General features: G+C 36.6%; 25 protein-coding genes. 13 read left to right on the top strand and 12 right to left on the bottom strand.

Features of this window, described 5'->3' with window-relative positions; translation table 11 throughout:
* Nucleotides 1-30: 30 nt before the first annotated feature.
* Nucleotides 31-354, top strand: a complete 324-nt coding sequence (locus FFR48_RS03705; RefSeq protein WP_096571974.1) for a hypothetical protein — start codon at nucleotides 31-33, stop codon at nucleotides 352-354.
* 170 nt (nucleotides 355-524) lie between these two features.
* Here FFR48_RS03705 and menB read toward each other — a convergent pair whose 3' ends face one another.
* Nucleotides 525-1,358 carry a 1,4-dihydroxy-2-naphthoyl-CoA synthase gene (gene menB / locus FFR48_RS03700; protein WP_096571975.1) on the bottom strand — a complete coding sequence of 278 codons (834 nt, stop codon included), beginning with the start codon at nucleotides 1,356-1,358 and terminating at the stop codon, nucleotides 525-527.
* Nucleotides 1,359-1,549: 191 nt separating this feature from the next.
* Here menB and FFR48_RS30500 point away from each other — a divergent pair, with 191 nt between their 5' ends.
* The 5 genes from FFR48_RS30500 (at nucleotide 1,550) to FFR48_RS03680 (ending at nucleotide 6,295) form a co-directional block, all read left to right on the top strand.
* Nucleotides 1,550-1,831, top strand: a complete 282-nt coding sequence (locus FFR48_RS30500) for a hypothetical protein (RefSeq protein WP_347239074.1) — start codon at nucleotides 1,550-1,552, stop codon at nucleotides 1,829-1,831.
* A 45-nt stretch (nucleotides 1,832-1,876) separates the two neighbouring features.
* Complete coding sequence (locus FFR48_RS30495) at nucleotides 1,877-2,041, top strand: hypothetical protein (protein WP_371851422.1); 165 nt, start codon at nucleotides 1,877-1,879, stop codon at nucleotides 2,039-2,041.
* 313 nt (nucleotides 2,042-2,354) lie between these two features.
* On the top strand, nucleotides 2,355-3,368 hold the full coding sequence (gene gap, locus FFR48_RS03690) for a type I glyceraldehyde-3-phosphate dehydrogenase (protein WP_096571976.1): 1,014 nt from the start codon (nucleotides 2,355-2,357) through the stop codon (nucleotides 3,366-3,368).
* A 219-nt stretch (nucleotides 3,369-3,587) separates the two neighbouring features.
* Nucleotides 3,588-5,018 carry a pyruvate kinase gene (gene pyk, locus FFR48_RS03685; RefSeq protein WP_096572853.1) on the top strand — a complete coding sequence of 477 codons (1,431 nt, stop codon included), beginning with the start codon at nucleotides 3,588-3,590 and terminating at the stop codon, nucleotides 5,016-5,018.
* A gap of 272 nt (nucleotides 5,019-5,290) precedes the next feature.
* On the top strand, nucleotides 5,291-6,295 hold the full coding sequence (locus FFR48_RS03680) for a transaldolase (protein ID WP_137666420.1): 1,005 nt from the start codon (nucleotides 5,291-5,293) through the stop codon (nucleotides 6,293-6,295).
* A gap of 176 nt (nucleotides 6,296-6,471) precedes the next feature.
* Here the strand turns inward: FFR48_RS03680 and FFR48_RS03675 are convergent, their stop codons facing one another.
* From FFR48_RS03675 to atpD, 5 genes are all read right to left on the bottom strand, one after another.
* A complete protein-coding gene (locus tag FFR48_RS03675) occupies nucleotides 6,472-6,849 on the bottom strand; it encodes a GxxExxY protein (RefSeq protein ID WP_096571978.1) in 378 nt (125 codons plus the stop codon).
* A 242-nt stretch (nucleotides 6,850-7,091) separates the two neighbouring features.
* Nucleotides 7,092-7,331 (bottom strand): hypothetical protein, encoded by a 240-nt coding sequence (locus FFR48_RS03670; protein ID WP_096571979.1) that lies wholly within the window; start codon nucleotides 7,329-7,331, stop codon nucleotides 7,092-7,094.
* Nucleotides 7,332-7,527: 196 nt separating this feature from the next.
* The gene (locus FFR48_RS03665) at nucleotides 7,528-8,142 is read right to left on the bottom strand and encodes a type I restriction endonuclease (RefSeq protein WP_137666419.1); all 615 of its coding nucleotides are present in this window, start codon (nucleotides 8,140-8,142) and stop codon (nucleotides 7,528-7,530) included.
* A gap of 533 nt (nucleotides 8,143-8,675) precedes the next feature.
* A complete protein-coding gene (gene atpC / locus FFR48_RS03660; RefSeq protein ID WP_137666418.1) occupies nucleotides 8,676-9,089 on the bottom strand; it encodes an ATP synthase F1 subunit epsilon in 414 nt (137 codons plus the stop codon).
* A gap of 100 nt (nucleotides 9,090-9,189) precedes the next feature.
* Complete coding sequence (gene atpD, locus FFR48_RS03655; RefSeq protein WP_137666417.1) at nucleotides 9,190-10,638, bottom strand: F0F1 ATP synthase subunit beta; 1,449 nt, start codon at nucleotides 10,636-10,638, stop codon at nucleotides 9,190-9,192.
* Between the two features lie 206 nt (nucleotides 10,639-10,844).
* Here atpD and FFR48_RS03650 point away from each other — a divergent pair, with 206 nt between their 5' ends.
* Both FFR48_RS03650 and FFR48_RS03645 read left to right on the top strand, forming a co-directional pair.
* On the top strand, nucleotides 10,845-11,249 hold the full coding sequence (locus FFR48_RS03650) for a hypothetical protein (protein ID WP_236103980.1): 405 nt from the start codon (nucleotides 10,845-10,847) through the stop codon (nucleotides 11,247-11,249).
* Nucleotides 11,250-11,256: 7 nt separating this feature from the next.
* Complete coding sequence (locus tag FFR48_RS03645; RefSeq protein ID WP_236103979.1) at nucleotides 11,257-11,490, top strand: toxin-antitoxin system TumE family protein; 234 nt, start codon at nucleotides 11,257-11,259, stop codon at nucleotides 11,488-11,490.
* A 53-nt stretch (nucleotides 11,491-11,543) separates the two neighbouring features.
* Here FFR48_RS03645 and FFR48_RS03640 read toward each other — a convergent pair whose 3' ends face one another.
* Complete coding sequence (locus FFR48_RS03640; protein ID WP_096571985.1) at nucleotides 11,544-11,798, bottom strand: TIGR03643 family protein; 255 nt, start codon at nucleotides 11,796-11,798, stop codon at nucleotides 11,544-11,546.
* Nucleotides 11,799-12,131: 333 nt separating this feature from the next.
* On the opposite strand from FFR48_RS03640, the gene FFR48_RS03635 reads away from it, so the two are divergent.
* Complete coding sequence (locus tag FFR48_RS03635; RefSeq protein WP_096571986.1) at nucleotides 12,132-12,950, top strand: SirB1 family protein; 819 nt, start codon at nucleotides 12,132-12,134, stop codon at nucleotides 12,948-12,950.
* Between the two features lie 220 nt (nucleotides 12,951-13,170).
* Entirely contained in the window at nucleotides 13,171-13,464 is a 294-nt protein-coding gene (locus tag FFR48_RS03630) for a hypothetical protein (RefSeq protein ID WP_096571987.1), read from the top strand.
* Between the two features lie 106 nt (nucleotides 13,465-13,570).
* On the opposite strand, the gene FFR48_RS03625 is transcribed toward FFR48_RS03630, so the two are convergent.
* Both FFR48_RS03625 and FFR48_RS03620 read right to left on the bottom strand, forming a co-directional pair.
* Entirely contained in the window at nucleotides 13,571-14,098 is a 528-nt protein-coding gene (locus FFR48_RS03625) for a cytochrome b (RefSeq protein WP_236103978.1), read from the bottom strand.
* 190 nt (nucleotides 14,099-14,288) lie between these two features.
* Nucleotides 14,289-14,849, bottom strand: a complete 561-nt coding sequence (locus tag FFR48_RS03620) for a Uma2 family endonuclease (RefSeq protein ID WP_137666414.1) — start codon at nucleotides 14,847-14,849, stop codon at nucleotides 14,289-14,291.
* A 156-nt stretch (nucleotides 14,850-15,005) separates the two neighbouring features.
* On the opposite strand from FFR48_RS03620, the gene FFR48_RS03615 reads away from it, so the two are divergent.
* The 3 genes from FFR48_RS03615 (at nucleotide 15,006) to FFR48_RS03605 (ending at nucleotide 16,708) form a co-directional block, all read left to right on the top strand.
* On the top strand, nucleotides 15,006-15,641 hold the full coding sequence (locus tag FFR48_RS03615) for a hypothetical protein (RefSeq protein ID WP_137666413.1): 636 nt from the start codon (nucleotides 15,006-15,008) through the stop codon (nucleotides 15,639-15,641).
* On the top strand, nucleotides 15,619-16,029 hold the full coding sequence (locus tag FFR48_RS03610; protein WP_137666412.1) for a type II toxin-antitoxin system death-on-curing family toxin: 411 nt from the start codon (nucleotides 15,619-15,621) through the stop codon (nucleotides 16,027-16,029). The genes FFR48_RS03615 and FFR48_RS03610 overlap by 23 nt, the downstream gene beginning before the upstream one ends.
* A 115-nt stretch (nucleotides 16,030-16,144) precedes the next feature.
* The gene (locus FFR48_RS03605) at nucleotides 16,145-16,708 is read left to right on the top strand and encodes a Uma2 family endonuclease (RefSeq protein ID WP_137666411.1); all 564 of its coding nucleotides are present in this window, start codon (nucleotides 16,145-16,147) and stop codon (nucleotides 16,706-16,708) included.
* 82 nt (nucleotides 16,709-16,790) lie between these two features.
* On the opposite strand, the gene FFR48_RS29250 is transcribed toward FFR48_RS03605, so the two are convergent.
* The 3 genes from FFR48_RS29250 to dcm all read right to left on the bottom strand — a co-directional run bounded on the left by FFR48_RS29250 (nucleotide 16,791) and on the right by dcm (nucleotide 18,814).
* Complete coding sequence (locus FFR48_RS29250) at nucleotides 16,791-16,922, bottom strand: type II toxin-antitoxin system HicA family toxin (RefSeq protein ID WP_228051754.1); 132 nt, start codon at nucleotides 16,920-16,922, stop codon at nucleotides 16,791-16,793.
* A 94-nt stretch (nucleotides 16,923-17,016) separates the two neighbouring features.
* On the bottom strand, nucleotides 17,017-17,223 hold the full coding sequence (locus FFR48_RS03595; protein WP_137666410.1) for a type II toxin-antitoxin system HicB family antitoxin: 207 nt from the start codon (nucleotides 17,221-17,223) through the stop codon (nucleotides 17,017-17,019).
* Nucleotides 17,224-17,494: 271 nt separating this feature from the next.
* Nucleotides 17,495-18,814, bottom strand: coding sequence for a DNA (cytosine-5-)-methyltransferase (dcm, locus tag FFR48_RS03590; RefSeq protein ID WP_137666409.1), 1,320 nt, complete (start codon nucleotides 18,812-18,814; stop codon nucleotides 17,495-17,497).
* Between the last annotated feature and the right edge of the window lie 168 nt (nucleotides 18,815-18,982).

The raw sequence follows: 18,982 nt of genomic DNA, 5'->3' as shown, positions 1-18,982 counted from the left end.
ACCCTTCGTTCCCACTCAAGACTCAAGATTATGAAGCCAATTAACCCTTTAACATCAGCCTGTAGGTATTGTCGTCATTACCAACCAGAAGGCCGTCGTGGTGGTATGTGTCAGCAATTAAGCGCACCTGTTCAAGCTGGTTGGAAAGCTTGCTCTTTAGCGATCCCCGCCTTTGCTCCTACATGGGAATCTTTAGAAGATAATTGGAGCTTACCATTATCTAAACCTATTGTACCTATCCTACCCGTTGCAGCTAATATCAATTCCGATTTAGAAAATCTAGAATTTACAACTGTTGCTGAAACATCTGTTTCCTCATTACCAGAGATAAAAACTAAAGTTATAGTTGTTTAAGACTTGGTTACTACTTTTGGTGACTACTCTAATTATATTTTTCCCAATCAGACTGCTAAATATAACATTGGCATTGCATTTAGTTAGCTAATTTTTTGGTGCTGCAATTTTGTTTTTAATCAAGCCTTATTAGCATCGCACCTTGTGATCAGGTGCGGTTGTGAGGATGGTTAAGGCAACCAAGGAAAGTCCCGAAAATTGGGAGTCCGTTTTTCTAAGAAAGCTTGTTTGCCTTCTGAACCTTCTTCGGTCATGTAATAAAGTAAAGTTGCATTACCAGCCAGTTCTTGTAACCCTGCTTGGCCATCACAGTCAGCGTTAAATGCTGCTTTTAAACAACGTATGGCAATGGGACTTTTTTCTAATATTTCCTGCGCCCATTTTATCCCTTCAGCTTCGAGTTCTGCTACAGGAACTACTGTATTAACTAATCCCATTTCTAAAGCTTGTTCGGCATTATATTGACGACAGAGAAACCAAATTTCTCGCGCTTTTTTCTGTCCAACTATTCGTGCTAAATAACTCGCCCCAAAACCACCATCAAAACTTCCTACTTTTGGTCCTGTTTGTCCAAAAATGGCGTTATCCGCAGCTATGGTTAAATCACAAATTAAATGTAAAACATGACCACCACCAATAGCATAACCAGCGACTAAAGCAATCACTACTTTAGGCATAGAACGGATCAAACGTTGTAAATCTAGCACATTTAAGCGCGGAATCCCTTCATCATCAACATAACCAGCTTGTCCGCGTACACTTTGATCACCACCGGAACAGAAAGCATATTTTCCATCTGTGTGAGGTCCCGCACCCGTAAATAGAACTACACCAATACTAGTATCTTCACGAGCATCACAAAAAGCCTCATAAAGTTCAAAGACAGTTTTTGGGCGGAAAGCATTGCGTTTGTGGGGACGGTTGATGGTGATTTTAGCGATACCATCGGTTTTTTGATACAGAATATCTTCGTAGGTTTTAACAGTTTTCCAGTCAGTTGACATAGGGATGAGTTAACTATGGTGCTTGAGAATTTTATCAGGTATTGGTGATTGGGGACTGGTGACTGGGGTGGGGACTGGTGACTGGTGATTGGGAAAAATAACTAATAACTAATAACTAATAACTAAACAGACATGATATTATTTGATTATTATTGTATTCTGAAGTTGGAAAAATCCAATAGGATGATTTTATGTCTTACAGTGATTTTACTTTAGAAGCTGTTAAGAAAAACCTGAATCTCAAAATTTCTACGAGAGATAATATTTTTGCTGAATTTGCACCATTACAAATCAGTGATTATTTACAGGAAGCTTTAGCTTATAATGTTCCTTTTGCTTTGGCTAGTAATACAGAAAAATCTCGTTCTGAGATGATTATTACACCTATTTTATTGGAGTTAACTAAAAAGAAAAATCAGGAAATTAGTTTGTTTTCTGGTGTAGAATTTAATGTTGATTCTAGTCAGGGTTAAACTGGTAATTGTGATTTTATTATTAGTCGTTCTCCTGAATTTTTATTGATTAATGCCCCGGTAATTTTAGTTGTTGAAGCCAAAAATGAAAATATTAAAGGCGGTTTAGGTCAATGTATAGCAGAAATGTATGCTGCTAAATTATTTAATGAAAGAGAAGAAAATGAAATTACAGAAATTTATGGTGTAGTGACCACTGGGGAAATTTGAAAGTTTTTAAAGTTATCAGGTGAACGGGTACAAATTGATTTGGCTGAGTATTTTTTAAATGATGTTGGTAAAATTATGGGTATTTTAACGAGTGCTGTCAAGTAATTAGGTGACAGGTGACAGGTGACAGAAAAGTGTTTTATCCAATTACCAATTACCAATTACCAATTACCAATCACCCATTACCAAACATTAAAATATACTGATTAAATTAGCTTTATGACTTTTTTTACTGTAAGAATCAGCTAAGTCAGAGTAGAATTAATCTGGCCAATTTTCTCTGGTTAAATCTCTACAAACAGGAGGTTAAATTTTGGCTAAGTTGAAAGTCGCTATTAACGGTTTTGGGCGGATCGGTCGTTTGGTACTCCGTGCGGGTATTAATAATCCTAACATTGAATTTGTGGGGATTAATGACTTAGTACCACCGGATAATTTGGCTTATCTTTTAAAGTACGACTCCACACACGGTAAGTTAAAAGGTAAGGTGGAAGCTAGGGAAGATGGCATGGTAATTGATGGGCATTTTATCCCCTGTGTTTCTGTCAGAAATCCCGCAGAATTACCTTGGGGTAAATTAGGTGTAGATTATGTTGTGGAATCTACAGGACTTTTCACTGATTATGCTGGGGCGGAAAATCACTTAAAAGCTGGTGCAAAAAAAGTTGTGATTTCTGCACCTACAAAAGATCCTGAAAAAGTGAAAACAATGGTGATGGGTGTAAACCATCAATCCTATGATCCTGCAAAGGATTTAATTGTTTCCAATGCTAGTTGTACTACAAATTGTTTAGCGCCAATTGCTAAAGTTATTAATGATAACTTTGGTTTGGCTGAAGGTTTGATGACTACAGTTCATGCGATGACTGCTACTCAACCTACAGTAGACGGACCAAGTAAAAAAGACTGGCGCGGTGGTAGAGGTGCGGCTCAAAATATTATTCCTTCTTCCACTGGTGCGGCTAAAGCTGTGGCTTTGGTTTTACCAGAGTTGAAAGGTAAGTTAACAGGGATGGCTTTTAGAGTTCCTACCCCTGATGTTTCGGTAGTTGACTTAACTTTCAAAACTGTCAAATCTACAAGTTACAAAGAAATTTGTGCAGCAATGAAAAAAGCTGCTGAGGGTGAGTTAGCAGGTATTTTGGGTTATACCGATGAAGAAGTAGTTTCTACAGATTTTCAAGGTGATGCCCACTCTAGCATTTTTGATGCAGGTGCAGGAATTGAATTAAATTCTAACTTCTTTAAAGTTGTCTCTTGGTATGACAACGAATGGGGTTACTCTAACCGTGTTGTTGATTTGATGTTGTCAATGGCAAATAGGTGATTGGGGACTGGTGACTGGTGATTGGGGATTGGGCTATTTTGGATTTTGGATTGTTTTTGTTATCTCCAATCTAAAATCTAAAATCTAAAATCTAAAATTTCTCTGCCTCCCTACCTCCCCATCTCTTCCCAGTCACCAGTCACTAATCACCAATCCCCAGTCCCCAGTATGGGCTTAACGAGGTTGCACTACCTAGACCGTTACCCCCTACTTTTTATGATGCGTCGAACCAAGATTATCTGTACTGTTGGTCCTGCTACTGCTGCACCGGAAAAGCTGCAAGCTTTGGTGGAAGCGGGAATGAATATGGCTCGGTTGAATTTCTCGCATGGTGCTTATGAAGCTCACGCTCAAACTTTTCACCATTTACGACGCATTAGTGATGAGTTAAAAAGACCCATTGCGATTATGCAGGATTTGTGTGGTCCGAAAATTCGCTTGGGGAAGTTACCACCGGAAGGTTTGATGCTGGAAGCTGGGAGTGAGGTGACTTTTCTGTTACAGGAAAAGGGGGAAAATATTGATGAACTTCCCCTACCTCTACCTACTTTATTTGCAATGATCCGACCTGGTGAACCAGTTATGATTAATGATGGTCGGGTGAAGTTAACTGTAACCAGTCGTGATGCTGATAAAATTCGCGCTCATGTGGATATTGGAGGGTTGATTTCTTCTCATAAGGGTGTAAATTTACCTGCGACTCCTTTACCTGTGAGTTCCATTACAGAAAAGGATTTGCAGGATTTACGGTTTGGGATTCAATTGGGTGTAGACTGGGTAGCGGTTTCTTTTGTGCGATCGCCCGCAGACCTAGAACCGGCAAAACGCATGATTGAAGCTGCTGGTTCTAAAATCCGTCTGATTGCCAAAATTGAACGCCCGGAAGCTGTCGCCCAGTTAAATGACATCCTAGAAGTTGCTGATGCGATTATGATTGCCCGTGGTGATTTGGGAGTAGAAATGCCCATTCACCAAGTGCCACTAATTCAAAAAGATATCACTCGTCTCTGTAATTTCATTGGTAAGCCTGTGATTACAGCTACGCAGATGTTAGAGTCGATGATTAGCGCCCCTGACCCCACTCGCGCCGAAGCCACGGATGTGGCTAATTCCATTTTGGATGGTACAGATGCGGTGATGTTGTCGGGAGAAACTGCCGTGGGTGAATATCCCATTGCGGCGGTACAAACAATGCACAATATCGCTTTGCAAACGGAAAAAGCATTGCAAGCGGGTGCTAAACATACCTGGAATCATGAAGCCGGTCGTCTGAGTGTTACAGAATCAGTTGCCCAAGCGGTTTGTCGCATTGCTTATGAAACAGGTGCTAAGGCGATTCTTTGTAATACAACTTCTGGAAATACGGCTAGATTGATTTCTAAATATCGTCCTCTGACACCAATTATTACCCTGACTTCTGAACCCATTGCCTATCGTCAGTTGGCTTTATCTTGGGGTGTAGAACCTTTGTTAATCAACCCTGTTCACCATGCAGAGGAGATGTTTACCAATGTGGTTAACACAGTGGTAGAAAAGGGTTTTGTGAAAAAAGGTGACAAAGTTGTAATTACCTCTGGAGTACCAATTGGTATGTCAGGAACAACCAGTTTAATCAAAGTGCATTCTATTGGACAGCCTATTACAGCTTGAGACGTTTAAAATAGGGCTGAGGCTGGAACTTTTCTCTTCCTGCTCAAAAATTCTCAACTTCATTCCTTCTCTTCCTTTGTGTACTTTGCGTACTTTGCGGTTAATAAATCAAAAAAAGTTGGCAACTGCACACCTGAGAGGAATGATTTAGTCAAGTAAGGTTAGGCAATTATTAAGAAAAGTTGCCAAAATCAGAATCGTATGCAAGATCAAAGAGTTTAAATAATTGGGGATTGGTAAATCCTACACCAAAAAAATTTACGGAGTATGTTATGGCTAAAAATTTACTGGAACAGTTGCGGGAAGTAACCGTTGTTGTGGCGGATACTGGAGATATCCAAGCAATTGAAAAGTTTAAACCCCAGGACGCTACTACCAATCCTTCTTTGATTACTGCGGCGGCACAAATGCCGGAATATCAAGATATTGTTGACCAAACTTTAATTAAAGCGAAAAAAGATGCTGGTACTAAGGCTACCCAAACCGAGGTAGTTTCTTTAGCTTTTGACCGTTTGGCGGTTTCTTTTGGTTTGAAAATTCTGCAAATCATCCCCGGTCGTGTTTCTACTGAAGTAGATGCACGGTTATCCTATGATACTGATGCTACAGTGGCTAAAGCTAGAGATTTGATTGCTCAATATAAAGCTGCGGGTATTTCTAAGGAACGGGTTTTAATTAAAATTGCTGCGACTTGGGAAGGTATCAAGGCTGCGGAAATTTTGGAAAAAGAAGGTATTCACTGTAACTTAACTTTGTTGTTTGGTGTTCACCAAGCGATCGCCTGTGCTGAAGCTGGTGTCACTCTGATTTCTCCTTTTGTGGGTCGTATTCTTGACTGGTACAAGAAAGATACCGGACGGGATAGCTATCCTTCCGCAGAAGACCCTGGTGTATTGTCTGTAACCAAGATTTATAACTACTACAAAAAGTTTGGTTATAAGACTGAAGTTATGGGTGCTAGTTTCCGTAACATTGGCGAAATTACAGAGTTAGCTGGTTGTGATTTGTTGACTATTTCTCCTGGTTTATTATCAGAATTGCAAAATACTGTGGGTGAACTACCCCGCAAACTTGATCCTGCTAAGGTTGCAGGTTTGTCTATTGAAAAAATCTCTGTTGATAAAGCCACTTTTGATAAGATGCACGCTGGCGATCGGATGGCATCTGATAAACTTTCTGAAGGTATTGACGGTTTTACCAAGGCTTTAATTACTTTAGAGCAATTATTAGCTGAAAGATTGGAACGTCTGGAAAAAGAAATGGTAGCTGCTGGTTAAGGATAATTATTAGATGATTTAGGTGATTTAGATCCCCTGTTTCTTGAAGAAACCGGGGATCTGTTTTTTTGTTGGCATGGGGGAAATAACCTTTGGTAATTCTGCAAAACCTTACTAGCTTTTATCGACGGATTAGATGAGGTAATTAAAATCTGTGTAATCCGTGTTCAGATGTTTTATGTTCGTATCAGCCTTTTAAATTCTAAACTTTTGCTTCCGAAGTTAATTAATAGTCCGACTTCGAGTTTATAGACTTTGAGGTAGTTTAGGGCTTGGGCAAAGTGGACATCTTCTAGTTGTTTGGTGGCTTTTAGTTCGACTAATATTTTTTCTTCAACCACAAAATCAGCGCGGCGTGTGCCGATGGGTTCGGGTAGGTTTTTGTAATATATTTGCTGTTCGATTTCTCTGGCAAAGTTTAATCCTGCTTGATGAAATTCGTAGGCTAGGGCGCGTTGATAAATTACTTCTTGGAATCCGTTACCGAGAAACTTATGCACTTCAAAGGATGCGCCGATTATTTTTTGGGTGATGTCTTCATGTTTGAGGGGCATAGTAGTTGAAACGTGGATTAGATGGGATTACGCTGATTTTAATATGTTAGAACACGGATTTTACGGATTTTACGGATTGCGCTGATTTTGATGTCTGTCACTAAGCTGTTGTGCATTTAATTTGTATAAGTGGAACAGGCATCTTGCCTGTTAAACAAGAGTTCAGAATATTAGGATTATACAATTTAGCTGTGTAACAGCTTACCACAAGCAATTTAATCCGTGCAATCTGTGTAATCTGCCTAATCCGTGTTCAAATGTTGTAGTTTCCGCAGGTTGGCTTTCTGAGCTTGAGATAATTTTGGATATCTACGCGCATACCAATTCTCAACTTCGGCTATGTCTTCGGCGTTAAGTCCATAGGCTTCAGCTACCGTCGCATGGGTAAACCAATGACGCAATAATTCCTTGTTTTGTCCTGTGATCTGTTTACCAGTTATCTCTTTACTAAAAGACGGAAAAGCACCATCTAAAACTGTCACAATCTCTTCAACAACTAATAGTTAAGTTAATATTAAAACAACCTCTGAATCACGGATTATACGGATTAAAAGATTTCACGGATTTTACTTATTTTAATCATATAACCTTCTACTAATAAAATACCTTAATAACTCTTAATCCCAGAAAATCCATGAAATCTGTGTAACCCATTTAATCCGTGTTCAAATTCATTATTTATAGATTCTGGAAGGATTTTAGAATTTGCAGCACGCGATAGAGTTCATTACTTGATCGCTTAAAAAGTGAAAAATCATCAGAAAGATCGTATTGCGATTGTTGCAGCTTCACAAACATAAAATGATCGCCGTTGGTGACGAGTGCATAGGTTGGTTTATCACCATTCGGGCTTGCTGTCATGTAGGTAAGAGCTTGTGGTACTGCCACTAAAAATGAAAAACTAGAACGCTTTGCTTCAACTAAAACTATCCATAAGTTATTATTCAAAACTAAAGCATCAATTCTTCCGTGATAAGTAACACTACCATTATAATCGTTAATCTCAACTGACTGCTCACTTCGCAAACTAAAAGGTGATTCCAGAAAACCTGCCAAAAATAGTAATGGTGAAACCATCAACAAATTTACCGTCCCCTCGGACAAAAAGCCTTGATTAATATGATATACATAAGACCCTTTGATCCGATCTAGAGTTGTTTTTTCAGTATCTTCTAATTCTTCAAAATCTCTACACCATTCCATGAAGAAGTCTGGATCATGCGATCGCCGCAGCCCTAACTTTGTCTCTACATCATGAAGCGATTGAATATTTTCTGTAACTGCAATAGTCATAAGCTTTGGGTGAAACAGTCAATGGGGATATGGTGAAAGGAATTGTGTTCAGAAAAAGCCATCTTTGTTCTATTCCTGCATAATTTTCTGTTTTTGATGCTATGGCTTTTTTGATCTGTGACAGTTGAGCAAGTCCTAAGTTGACAATTTCATAGACAAAACTATACTTATATTGACAAAAATCAATATATTTTTAGGAAAAAATCAACTACTTGATATATAATACGGTGATATCAAGTATTGAATTGAGACTATTGCCGACGCGAAAACCAAGCAATGATGGTGGTAGTCTTTTTCAGAAACTTAATTGGAACACGATCGCGTCTGGCTAAGGCGTGAAAGTCTACTGAGGGATAACTGCTCCCATGCTCCCGTTGAAGTAGAAAGTAAAGTCTAGTTTTGTCTAGGTTTTATATAGCAGAGTGCGGAATGTGGGTTACAAACTTAATATTACATTTTTAAACATCATAATCAAAAAATAAACAAGGGTAGGCTAATTGCCTACCCTATTTATCGTCCATTTCAGGATTGAGTTACACCAAACCGCCAGCAGCTTGAAAACGAGCGCGTGCGCGTTTAAAGGCTTGTGTGGCTTGGATTTGAGCTTGTCTATCCCCTGCGGGAACTTGGTTTAATTTGGTTTGTGCTTGGTTGAAAGCTGTGCGGGCTTCTTCTAGATTAATAGCGTCCCCACGTTCAGCACCATTTACTAGAACGGTAACTTCATCTTCATCAACTTCAGCAAAACCACCCAAAAGGGCGATCGCTTGCCAGTTAGCAGTTTTGTTGGCACGAACCCGCATTACACCTGTATCCAATGCTGTCAACATGGGAGCGTGTCCACTTAAAACACCCAACTGACCAGTAGTGCTAGGTAAAATTACTTCATCAGCGGGAGCATCCCAAACAGTTTTGTCTGGGGAAATTACACGAACGGTCAGAGTCATATTCTTTTAGTTTCTACTTAATTATTGGTGATTGGTAATTGGTAATTGGTAGTTGGGAGAATTTCTTACCCATTACCCATTACCCATTACCCATTACCTATTAACCTTTGAGCTTTTGGGCTTTAGCGATCGCTTCGTTGATATCGCCTACCAAGTAGAAAGCTTGCTCTGGCAGATCATCCAATTCACCAGATAAAATTCTTTGGAAACCTTTGATGGTGTCTTCCAATTTCACATATTTACCAGGAGAACCGGTAAATACTTCTGCTACGAAGAAGGGCTGAGACAAGAAACGCTCAATCTTACGAGCGCGTGCTACGGTGAGACGGTCTTCTTCAGACAATTCATCTAGACCTAAGATAGCAATGATGTCTTGTAATTCTTTGTAACGTTGTAAGGTAGACTGAACAGCACGTGCAGTATCATAGTGTTCTTTACCTACAATATTGGGTTGCAACATTGTGGAAGTAGAACCCAGAGGATCTACCGCAGGGTAAATACCTTTAGCTGCCAAACCACGAGACAATACTGTTGTACCGTCCAAGTGAGCGAAGGTTGTAGCGGGTGCGGGGTCGGTCAAGTCGTCCGCAGGTACATATACAGCTTGAATAGAAGTAATAGAACCTTCGGTTGTGGAGGTAATACGCTCTTGTAGCGCACCTACGTCAGTACCGAGAGTGGGCTGATATCCTACCGCAGAAGGCATCCGTCCCAACAGCGCAGATACTTCAGAACCAGCTTGTACGAACCGGAAAATGTTGTCAACAAACAACAGTACGTCTTGCTTGTTCACATCACGGAAGTATTCAGCCATTGTCAAACCAGACAAACCAACCCGCATTCTAGCTCCGGGTGGTTCGTTCATTTGACCATATACTAGAGCAATTTTAGATTCATTGAGGTTATCTTTGTTAATAACCCCAGATTCGATCATTTCGTTGTAGAGGTCATTACCTTCGCGGGTTCTTTCACCTACACCAGCGAATACAGACACACCACCGTGTTGAGTAGCGATGTTGTTGATCAATTCCATCATGATCACGGTTTTACCAACACCAGCACCGCCGAACAGACCGATTTTACCACCACGACGGTAGGGAGTTAACAAGTCCACAACCTTGATCCCGGTTTCAAACACAGAAGGTTTGGTTTCCAATTCTGTGAGTTTGGGAGCTTCACGGTGAATGGGTAAAGTTTCGGAGTTGTTTACAGGACCTTGGTTGTCTACTGGTTCGCCTAAAACGTTAAAAATACGTCCTAATGTAGCTTTACCTACGGGTACGCTGATGGGTGCGCCGGTGTCAACAACTTCTAAACCACGGGTTAAACCGTCGGTGCTGCTCATCGCAACTGCTCTAACTTGGTTATCGCCTAAAAGCTGCTGTACTTCAACGGTGAGGTTGATTTCTTGTCCAGCTTCGTTAGTGCCTTTGATGGTCAAAGCGTTGTAGATTTGGGGTAATTTACCGCCGGGGAACTTAACGTCTACAACCGGACCAATTACTTGGGTAATGTAACCTATGTTTGTTTTTTCTGCGGTGGTGACCATGCTGCGCCTAATGAATGAAGCTATTTTTCAGAGTTGGTCTTCAAAGACCTAAGATCAAGCAATATCATCTTTTAGGTTAGCACTGAATGATCCCATCTTTTCCTTAAATTCATTATTAAAACTAAATGCTGATATATGCTAACAAATGCTAATATACGATAAAATATACTAAATTATATCCCCTGCTTATTAGAGAATTCTGCGATGTGGGTACGGGTACAAACAATGCTAAATTGATATATTATCATAGAATTAGTAAAGTTTTATTAATCAGTAATCAGGAATTAAAAGTAATCATGACAACTCAAGCAGAAATAATCAATCAATTAAAAGTCCTAGAAGCACTTTCTAAACAAGGAGGATATAGTGATATTTTAGCTTCATCACTCAGAAAGATTATTCATCAAGAAAGAGAACATATTCAACAGCAAATCAGAGAATTAGAAAGCGATTTGCAAGTATTTGAGCAGCGTTATCAATTATCATCTGTGGAGTTTTATCAACAATTTAAAGCTGGTAAATTAGGAGATGAAGTTGATTTTGTGGAATGGAGTGCTTTTTATCAAATGTGGTCTGATTTACAAAGTCGTTTAGCGTTACTTCAATCTTAATTTGAATATGATTGTTGAGGATTATTTTACAGAAATAAAAGCTAAACTAATTACCAGTTCGACAATTGATAAAATTGAGATTGTCAAAGAAAGAGCATTATCTGATCAAGGTTATTTTCGGGCAAGATTGAATTTAACGAATGGTGACTTTTTAGAAGTGGTGGAATTTTTTAAAGTACAGGGAGATAAATGTATTACAGAAACCTATCGTTATCAATGGATCGATGGTACTAGAACCTAGTTAAGAAAAAGATGGGATAATGTAGATCACCCCCCCTTTTTTAAAGCTGTATTTCATGTTCTTTGATTTTGGGATTTAAACCTACCTGCAATAAATTCTCGCTTTTGCAGATGTTTGGTTTTGCGTTGAGTAACTCTTTCTCTCCACATCTGGAAACTAGAAGATTTCATTTCTCTTCTCATCAAGGCTATTACCTGCTTTTCTAAAAGTCCAAATTGTGCTTCTATAGCTTCAAATGGGGTTCTATCTTCCCAAGCCATTTCGATAATACGATCTATAGTTTCAGTGTTTAAGTCAGGTAATTTCATAAGTTGACAGATGTGGAGAACTAGACAAATATCTTATTTTAGTATATTTGGTATATGTTGATCATACATGATCAATTAATAGACATCTCCACAATAGAATGTATTAATTTGTAATATGTTGTAGGGGCGAAGCATTTGGGCGATAATTTAACGGAAAAATCAGACATCTAGATATCCCATAAGCTTCGCCCTGCCCCCATAAATAAGTTCCATAATTTCTTTTCTGGAGATGTCTAATGAAACAACTGGTAAAAATACGATTTTGAGATCCGATCGCTCCCAACTGCCTCAATTGCCTTAAAATAAGAGTATGTCGCCTCATACCTACTGCTTATGAACTTCTCGTCAGCACGTCAATATTTTTACCAAGAAATCCAGCAACCTGACGAGTCTATCAACCTGGCCAGGGCTGCTTTATATATCGCCCAGGAAGAATATCCCAATCTTGATCCAGAAGAATACTTAAACGCCCTAGATACAATGGCAACAGATTTAGAGGAGCGTTTACCATCTTCCCGCTATCCACTGCGGATGATTCAAAGTATAAACCAGTATTTATACGATGAATTAGGTTTTACAGGTAATAAAATTGATTATTATGATCCGCGTAATAGTTTTTTTAATGATGTCATAGAACGCAAAACCGGGATTCCTATTACTTTAGCGTTAGTTTACATGGAGGTAGGAAAACGCATTGACTTTCCAATGGTGGGCATAGGAATGCCTGGACATTTTTTAATCCGTCCCGATATTGCAGACATTGAGATTTTTGTGGATGCTTTTAATGGTGGTGAGGTGATGTTTCCTCAAGACTGTCAAGAAAGACTATCTCAAATTTATCAGCAATCGGTGACATTACAACCAGAATTTTTAGCTGTGGTTAGTAAGCGGCAGTTTTTGGCGAGGATGCTCACAAATTTGAAGTATATTTATTTAAATCGCCAAGATTTAGAAAAAACCCTGTCTGTGGTAGAAAGAATTTTGTTGTTGTTTCCTGGTGTGAGTTTAGAATTAAGAGACAGAGGTTTGCTTTATTATCAACTTGGTTACTTTACCCAAGCAGTAGAGGATCTGCAAATTTATTTAACTAAAGTTCCTGAAGCCGAAGATGCTAATGTAATTCGGCAATTACTAAGTAACTTGGATAGTTGACAGTTGATAGTTGATAGTTGATAATTCTTAACAAAGAATAAATATGGGATTTTTCTCAACTTCTGGACTAAATCTAATCAGTGAGTGTTTCAAAATATACATATTTTTGTTAACACATAAACGTTATTTTTAATACGAAAAGATAAGTAAATATACTATTGCGTTTTCTGTCCCATCAGCATACTATGTAGCGCAATAAGTTTTTGTTATCTAAACCATCATGAAATCTATTCTGCAAACCTACATAGAGAAAGAGATATGGTTGTTAATCAGAGATAAATGGTATTTGGCAACAATTATCGGGGTTGTAGATGACTTATTGTGGTTTAAACACAGAACGCACAACAAAGAGACAGAAGAAGATACTTTGTGGGAAATGGTGGTGAAAATCAGTGAAGTCATTGCTATTGATAAAGTGATATCTGTAATGAGTAGAAAACCAGATGTATTTATGTCTAGGTTATTGGAAGCAGATAACACGATACATAATAATCAACAGGAACATGAACAATAATCAGCTAATTATGTAAGGAGTCAAGAGTCAGGAGTTGCTTTCCTTCCTTCCTATACCCTATTCTCACTGATAACTGATAATTGTAAAACTCAGAAAACTTGCGTCATTAGTTACTAGATAAATTATTCCCAAGTGTGATAGTTTTGGTAAATTTACGCCAAAGCGATCGCACTACTTTTTTTTGTTGAATTGAGTGTAAAATAATAAAAGCCAAAAATGTGTAAGCTAACCAAAAATGTAAACTTCTACCGACTTCCACCATTGCTGAATTTTGGGGAAACATATCAGGTAAAAGAATACCAAAAATTTTAACATTATTACTTTTAAAAGAATTAGAAAGTAAGAAACCCGTAACAGGAACAACCCACATAAAGATATACAAACTGGTATGAAGGGCGACAGTTTGAAACCATTCGGTAGTGAATTTAGGAAATTTTTTTGTATATTTGCGCCACCAAACCCGCAACAATACTAAAATTCTCCAAGTGAGAATGGCCATTGTTAAAGCGCCAATTGATTTATGAAAATCATAAAGAGAAGGACGAATAAAAACCTCTCTTGGCAACCTGGACATAATTGTACCAGTTAAAAATAGGATTAAATAACCAATTGACATCCACCAATGGATAGACATGAGGTGTTTAAATGCGGAATTTTGTCTAGGTTTTGAGGGTGTATTAGTTGAAATCATATATTATGATTGATTTTTATCTATGATTATGAACATTTGTAAATTTAGTTTAGCAAGGATTTAAGTTATACGCTTGTATTTTGGGGTTAAGGTAGATTGAAGGTAGTGGAAAATCTCGCTAGGTAGGTATCTACTATAAAAAACTTACATCTTCATATAAATCATTCATATTTCCCTGAAAATTAATACTTTGCAATTCAAAAGATGATTCTTGATAAGATTGTAAAACCCATAAACCTTGATCATTACGTCGGAAACGATCTACTTGAGGTTTTTTGACATCAATTAAAACATATTCTTGTAAAGTTTCGATATTTTGATAGTCTTTAAATTTATCACCCCGATCAAATGCTTCTGTAGAATCAGATAATATTTCAATCATTAAACATGGGAATTTTTTATAATTTAATAATCCTTTATCTCTTTCATCACAAGTAACCATCACATCAGGATAGTAAAAACGATTGATGGTTTCTATTCTGGTTTTCATGTCAGTAAAAAAAACTCGACATCCACTACCACGAATGTGATTCCGAATGAGAGTAAAAATATTACCTGTTACTGTAATATGAGGATCTGACGCACCAGCCATTGCGTAGATGTAACCGTTGATGTATTCATGTTTGACGGGGCTTTTTTCTTCCAGTGCTAAATATTGTTCGGGAGTGATGTAAATATCGTGATTTGCGATCATATATTAAAATGGGTTTAGTACATATTTTTATGTTTTATTATAATAGATTTATTGCCAATTTTGTCAAAATACTGATTTTAGGACTCAAGATTATGTATTTTTGAGTTAAAAGAGTTTTAGGAAGGCACATAATGTCACCATAAAGGTAGATAAGGTATGGTATACAGCTTTACATTTCCCGAAGAGATTATTGATAGCATCCAGGAAAGGATAGAAGTTCTGGAAAGATGCTTAAATGATCCTAACCCGCAAGATGAAAAAATGGCGGAGATACTTGAGTTGGTTAATATTCAGGAAATATCTGTTATTCAACTACAGGAGGAATTGTTAAAGTTAATTGAAAAATTCATTAGAGTAAGAAAAATATCTCAGGTAATTCTTGAAAAATCAAGCAATGGTGAACACCCTTTTAATCAATTGTTATTATCTATAAAACAGTATTTTATGATGAAAGAAATTATAGATTCTGATTCATTCCTAATCATAAATGGAGAAAGTCTCAAAAAAATGACTATAGGTTTTGTAGAAATTTATAATCAATATAAATTTCAAAGAGAAACTCTAGATAAGGTTTTTTTAAAACTGTGTGAATCTGAAATATACATTTGGATTGAATCTTTAAAGCACTTATTACAATCACTTATCAAGGCTTGTTTAAGGACAAATGTATTCACGGAAAAAGAAATTAATGCTTTTAACTTAGGAGATATAACACCTCAAGAATCAGAAGCCATGTTAATTTCTTTAGCATCTACAAAAAAATGGGATTATGTGTATAGAAAACTGGCATAATCCTAAATTCATTAATAAAGAAGATGTATTAAGTATACATAAAAAACAGATTAAGCTATATGGTGGATCAGATGGTATCCGCGATAAAGGTTTATTAGATTCTGCAATTTACCAACCTCAAGCAAGTTTTGGAGGTGAATTATTACATCCAACAATTTATGAACAAGCAGCAGCTTATTTATTTCACATTTGTAAAAATCATGCTTTTGTAGATGGTAATAAACGCACAGCTTTTGATGTGATGGTGACGTTTTTAAATATCAATGATTATGATTTGAATATGACACCAGAGGAAGCATATCAATTAACAATGCAGGTTGCTGATAATAAAGTGAGTAAGGAAGATTTGATAGAAATATTGAGAGATTGTATTATAGAATTATTTTAACAGATGATTCTTGATAAGATTGTAATATCCATAACCCTTGAAAATTAGAACGGAAAAAATCTACTTGAGGTTTTTACATCAAAAAACATATTACTTAAAGGCTAAGAGTAGTTAAATGAACACAGTCACCTTAAACCTAGATCCAATTATTCGCCTTACAGATGAACAATTTTACCAACTCTGTATGGCTAATAAAGATGTAAGCTTAGAACTAAATGCAGAAGGAGAGTTAATTATTGTGCCACCAGTAGGAGGAGAAAGCGGCCGTAGTGAAGCCGACTTAAATTTTAAAGTCAGTCTGTGGAATTACCAAACAAAATTAGGGATAGTATTTAGTTCCTCAACAATATTCCGACTTCCCAATGGTGCAAAACGTTCACCTGATGTTGCTTGGATAAAATTAGAACGCTGGGAAGCATTAACAGAAGAAGAACGAAAGAAATTTCCCCCACTTACACCAGACTTTATCATTGAACTGAGATCAGAAACCGATAGATTGAAAACTCTGCAAGAAAAAATGCAGGAATATATAGATAATGGTTTGCGTTTGGGTTGGTTAATTAACCCACAGGATAAAGAAGTAGAAATTTATAGAAGTGAAAAACCTGTAGAAATTGTCCAACTTTCTGCTGTACTTTCCGGGGAAGATGTTTTACCAGGGTTTGAATTACAAATTTGAAATCCACATTAAAGTCAACTGATTGTTAGATAAAACATTTGGTTGGGTTGCGCGTTGCTTAATCCAACCTACGATTATAATTTTAATTTTCTAAAACATTCATAAATTCTTCTACTGTTATTCCTGCTTTAGCAATAAGACTGCGTAAAGTACCCCGTGCTACTTGATTATGATTAGGGATAGAAAGAGTAGCAGGATGTCCTTCTTTGGTCATAATAATAGACTTCCGCGTTGACGAGAAACTTCCCAGCCAAGTTTTGTAAAAGTTTTAATAACCTCCGCAGGTTTTAATATTGGTACAGATGGCATTATATATACACTTCCACTTCACGAGTTATTACTGTTAAAGGCATCCCTTTTTCTAACCTAACTTCTAAACATTCCCTAATAGCTTCTTGAATATTTTCCTGTGCTTCTGCGTCAGTTATTCCTTGACTGACACAACCAGGAATAGAGGGACATTCAACAATAAACATCCCATCTTCATCTTGAAACATAGTAATGATAAATTTCATGATGTTTTTATTTGATTTATCAATTTAATTGTACTGTAAATGTGTTGGGTTGCGCGATGCTTAACCCAACCTACGATTACCATAGGAAATGATCATGCTGTTTTAGCGAAGTATAAAAAAAATCTTAAATAAACAATAAATTTTTACATTGATGATACTATAATTTCAAATGTTTTACCTGGGTAAAACGCCAAGATTGTAAAGTTTTATTGCAGGATTCAACACTTGTGTCAAAAACCATTATGATGATATAATTAAGTCACCTTATTTATTATCTACTTAATATATATACTTGATTAGGAATTGATAACATTTTTTGTATAACGATTCTTTCTGCAATTTCTCTCACAATAGGAACTACTACAGTATTTCCTAATAAATCAAATGCTTTATTAATAGGTAAATTAATCTGATAATCTTCAGGAAAACCAAACAATCTTAACCCCTCTCTCACGGTTAAACATCTTATACCATCCCCATCAACTACTGCTAATTTCTGCATATCTGTCGCTACTAATGTGGGTGCAATGTCTTGAGGATCGAGAATTTTATTAACAGGAAAACTCAATTTTCCCACTACTATATTATAACCTTTGGGTAAATCATATCTATATTCTCGTTTTTTCACTTTGTTACCATTTTTATTCACTACTTCTTGAATATCTTTTGGATGTTCATATTTTAAATAACCTTTATTTGCTAAATCATCTAACATTTCTGCTAGGTTAGCATGAGGATAAAAAGTAGCAATTTCATCTACTGTTAAGGGTATTCCATCCATCCAGTGAATCCCTTTTTTCGCAGACCATATTTTTCTTCTTCTTTGTTTTAACAATAAGTTCAATAATTCCTTTTGTGCTAAACTCACACTTCCTTTTAATTCTAAATCCCAACTGTGAATATTATCTTCTCCTCCTCTTTTATCTCTGATAGATTTCCCATACAGTTGTTCAATAGGATAATTTTGTAGGAGGTTTTTCACAAAATTAGTCTTTAAAGTTGGACAACCTGTGTCTAAAATATCTAATAGTCTAGGTTTAGCATTTTTAGAAAATGTTAAAGAAATAGCATTATTTTTAGTTCCCACTATATACACTCTTTTTCTATCTTGAGGAATACCAAAATTTTGGGCATTTAAAACATTATATTTTACCTGATAACCTAATTTTTCTAATTGATTGATAATAGTTGCTAATGTTCTTCCCTGTTCATGTTGTACTAAACCTTCCACATTTTCTAATAAAAAACCAAAAGGTGATTTATCTTCGAGAATACGTTCAATTTCAAAAAACAGCGTTCCTCTAGTATCTAAAAATCCTTGTCTTGTTCCTGCACTACTAAAAGGTTGACAAGGAAAACCCCCCAGTAAAATATCAAAATCAGGGATTTCCTGAGTTGATATTTCTGTAATATCACCCCAAATTTTATCTTCTTTAAAATTATCTTGATAAACTTTAATTGCTGAGGTTTTTATTTCTGATGTAAAAACACACTCGTTTTTAATTCCTGAATTTTCACACGCTTTTTCTAAACCTAAACGCATTCCTCCAATTCCGGCAAACAAATCAATAAATTTAATAGTCTTTAACATAGAGTTACGAACGTAAAAATATTTGAGATTTTTATCTTATTATTAATTGGATTATTTGTAAATACTTTTTAAGAATTTATTTTGTCATGCTTGACATTCAGCAATAAACATCCCATCTTTATCTTGAAATATCGTAATGATAAATTTCATAATGTTTTTATTTGATTT

This window comes from Sphaerospermopsis reniformis (assembly GCF_005402885.1).
Taxonomy (GTDB): domain Bacteria; phylum Cyanobacteriota; class Cyanobacteriia; order Cyanobacteriales; family Nostocaceae; genus Sphaerospermopsis; species Sphaerospermopsis kisseleviana.
This window is presented reverse-complemented; position numbering and strand designations above follow the sequence as displayed.

Excerpts from the sequence above, each read along its gene's own strand:
- FFR48_RS03705 (WP_096571974.1), top strand. The coding sequence starts at position 31 with ATGAAGCCAATTAACCCTTTAACATCAGCCTGTAGGTATTGTCGTCAT.
- menB (WP_096571975.1), bottom strand. The coding sequence starts at position 1,358 with ATGTCAACTGACTGGAAAACTGTTAAAACCTACGAAGATATTCTGTAT.
- FFR48_RS30500 (WP_347239074.1), top strand. The coding sequence starts at position 1,550 with ATGTCTTACAGTGATTTTACTTTAGAAGCTGTTAAGAAAAACCTGAAT.
- pyk (WP_096572853.1), top strand. The coding sequence starts at position 3,588 with ATGCGTCGAACCAAGATTATCTGTACTGTTGGTCCTGCTACTGCTGCA.
- FFR48_RS03680 (WP_137666420.1), top strand. The coding sequence starts at position 5,291 with ATGGCTAAAAATTTACTGGAACAGTTGCGGGAAGTAACCGTTGTTGTG.
- FFR48_RS03675 (WP_096571978.1), bottom strand. The coding sequence starts at position 6,849 with ATGCCCCTCAAACATGAAGACATCACCCAAAAAATAATCGGCGCATCC.
- FFR48_RS03665 (WP_137666419.1), bottom strand. The coding sequence starts at position 8,142 with ATGACTATTGCAGTTACAGAAAATATTCAATCGCTTCATGATGTAGAG.
- atpC (WP_137666418.1), bottom strand. The coding sequence starts at position 9,089 with ATGACTCTGACCGTTCGTGTAATTTCCCCAGACAAAACTGTTTGGGAT.
- atpD (WP_137666417.1), bottom strand. The coding sequence starts at position 10,638 with ATGGTCACCACCGCAGAAAAAACAAACATAGGTTACATTACCCAAGTA.
- FFR48_RS03645 (WP_236103979.1), top strand. The coding sequence starts at position 11,257 with ATGATTGTTGAGGATTATTTTACAGAAATAAAAGCTAAACTAATTACC.
- FFR48_RS03640 (WP_096571985.1), bottom strand. The coding sequence starts at position 11,798 with ATGAAATTACCTGACTTAAACACTGAAACTATAGATCGTATTATCGAA.
- FFR48_RS03635 (WP_096571986.1), top strand. The coding sequence starts at position 12,132 with ATGAACTTCTCGTCAGCACGTCAATATTTTTACCAAGAAATCCAGCAA.
- FFR48_RS03630 (WP_096571987.1), top strand. The coding sequence starts at position 13,171 with ATGAAATCTATTCTGCAAACCTACATAGAGAAAGAGATATGGTTGTTA.
- FFR48_RS03625 (WP_236103978.1), bottom strand. The coding sequence starts at position 14,098 with ATGTCTATCCATTGGTGGATGTCAATTGGTTATTTAATCCTATTTTTA.
- FFR48_RS03620 (WP_137666414.1), bottom strand. The coding sequence starts at position 14,849 with ATGATCGCAAATCACGATATTTACATCACTCCCGAACAATATTTAGCA.
- FFR48_RS03615 (WP_137666413.1), top strand. The coding sequence starts at position 15,006 with ATGGTATACAGCTTTACATTTCCCGAAGAGATTATTGATAGCATCCAG.
- FFR48_RS03610 (WP_137666412.1), top strand. The coding sequence starts at position 15,619 with ATGTGTATAGAAAACTGGCATAATCCTAAATTCATTAATAAAGAAGAT.
- FFR48_RS03605 (WP_137666411.1), top strand. The coding sequence starts at position 16,145 with ATGAACACAGTCACCTTAAACCTAGATCCAATTATTCGCCTTACAGAT.
- FFR48_RS29250 (WP_228051754.1), bottom strand. The coding sequence starts at position 16,922 with ATGACCAAAGAAGGACATCCTGCTACTCTTTCTATCCCTAATCATAAT.
- FFR48_RS03595 (WP_137666410.1), bottom strand. The coding sequence starts at position 17,223 with ATGAAATTTATCATTACTATGTTTCAAGATGAAGATGGGATGTTTATT.
- dcm (WP_137666409.1), bottom strand. The coding sequence starts at position 18,814 with ATGTTAAAGACTATTAAATTTATTGATTTGTTTGCCGGAATTGGAGGA.